We start from the raw sequence: 2236 nt of genomic DNA on the forward strand, positions 1-2236 counted from the left end.
TATTCTCATGCATAATAATCCCCCCGGATCAGATCGGAAGATACCAGGTCAGCTTGGCATAGAAGCCGATATCAGGTGTACCGAAGCTGCCTTCCTCGTTCTCCTCGAAAAGATTCTCAACCAGGAAATAGAACATGCTTCCGGGAAGGTACTGCCAGCTGAACAGAATGTTAGCAGTAATGTCGCTGCTCTCGGACTCACCAGTAAGAGTGTAATCCATCAAGAAACGAGAGTACTGAGAAAAGAGCCTCAGGTGCATATCCGGGTTGAAGATGTAATTCACACGAAGAATGAGGGATTTCCAGTAAGTATCTCTTATATCCCAGTCAGAAATTTCCCAGTTGTAATTGGTTCCGCCATCGGTATTGAACATGTTCCCTTCGAGACCAACGGTAAGAGCCGCAGACGGTCTGAATCTGAATGTAGCCTGGTAATTACGGAAGGTTCCACCTGATTCCCACTGGCCTGCACCGAAACCGACCCTTCCATAGAGCGGGTCGAAATGGTTAGTCCCCAGCCAGCCGTAGAAATCGGCATGGTTACTGTAAGCGTGACCTTCGGGTCCCTCGTATGGATCGAAATATTCTCCCGAGTAGTTACCTTCTATCCCGAAGTTCATTCCATTCATCAGAGTTGCGTGAGTACTGAGATTCACATTCTGCGCGGTAACTTCGCCATGGAGCTGTTTTGCGTAGTAGACTCCTCCGTTGTAACCTATCTCGCTGAATGTTTCTTCTGGCCGGATGTTGTGCCAGAAGTGACCCCATGATTCCCAGAAACCGTTTTCCGTAGTGAATCCGGTGGCGTTTACATTGAAGTTCTCGCCAACGTACCTGAATCCGGATTCGTACCCGATACGGCTGCGTATCTTATTGAATTCTATCTCATAGGCTCCATCATCTTCAAGTCCGGTGTTCCAGCTCCTTGCGGCAGCCAGGCTTAGTATATGGTTCCCCGGTATTTCAAAGGCTCCGTCAAGCGCAAGAGCTGTGTTATGCTCTGCGTCAAATTCATCCTGCTTCCAGGATTCCCTGGAGACGGCAGATATTCCTATATAGCTGAAAGCTCCAAATTCCTTCACAGTTCTGAATATCCCGTAGTTGACCGCAGGAACCAGTATGAGAGTATCCTCCGAAACTCTTGCAGTGACCGCGTCCAGGAATCCGAATCTGAATCCACTTCCGAGCGAACCGGAAATCTTGCCGCCGCCAATTATTGGAATCACATCTCCATTCGACGCGACAGCACCAATTCGACGAGAATAAAACATCATGAACGGCATTTCGAAGATATTCTGAGATTCCAGGAAAAAGGGTCGTTTTTCCCTCAAGAAAAGCTCAAAGTGGGACAGGTTCATCTCTACCGCGTCCGCTTCGATCTGACCGAAGTCGGGATTCACCGTGAAATCAGCCGCAATGCTGCTTCCTATCCCTAGCTTCATGTCGACACCTGCATTGAAAGTGTTGTCCCATTCATCCTGTTCTGAATCATTGATGGAACGCTCCGAAGCGTACGGTCTGATCTCCAGACCGAGTGATCCTTCGATACCTTCGATACCGTTCAGATCAGCGAAGGTTTCAAGATCGGCCATGGGGCCACCATCGGAAAGAACATACCATCCGTTCTCACGGGTTTTACCGAGTATCCTCTGGAAGTTGACTGTCCATGACTGGGCATCACTTGTCTGATCGAATCGAAGGCAGCTGAAGGGAATGGCAAATTCCGCGGTCCAACCCTCATCGGTAACCCGGGAACCGCTTTCCCAGACCGCATCCCAGCTGTAATCCCAGCGGCCATGTGGATTTATCTTGGAGTCCATCTGGGAATTGGCAAGGCTGATCTCGAAACTGGTTGCCTCCCTGCCGTCTCCCCAAGTATCAAGGAGAATAGCGATCCATTCACCTGTAACATAATTATCCCTGGGAGTAAGCGCGTTCAACATAGTGGTCGGATCGGGATCATTCATACTGAAGGCAAAATAGATATGACTGTCGTTGTAGAGAATTGATATCTCGGTCTCTTCGGTCATTTCAGATCCGTACTCAGGGCCATACTGCATAAGTCTGCAGCAGACAGTCTCCGCCTGCAACCAGACAGAGTCATCAAGAACACCATCTATTGATGGACCATCCTGAATCCTGACCGCAGTTAAAGGTTGAGGAGTTGAAAGTGTTCCGATTAGCAGTAAAATTGATGCTAACATGATGCCTCCCTACACCGATTGAGTTTTGACTAA

Annotated in this window: 1 protein-coding gene; it reads right to left on the reverse strand. The window is 48.7% G+C overall.

What is annotated here, in order from left to right:
- Window positions 1-28: 28 nt before the first annotated feature.
- On the reverse strand, window positions 29-2203 hold the full coding sequence (locus K8S15_09955) for a carbohydrate binding family 9 domain-containing protein (GenBank protein MCD4776358.1): 2175 nt from the start codon (window positions 2201-2203) through the stop codon (window positions 29-31).
- Between the last annotated feature and the right edge of the window lie 33 nt (window positions 2204-2236).

This window comes from Candidatus Aegiribacteria sp. (genome assembly GCA_021108005.1).
Classification (GTDB): domain Bacteria; phylum Fermentibacterota; class Fermentibacteria; order Fermentibacterales; family JCC-6; genus Aegiribacteria.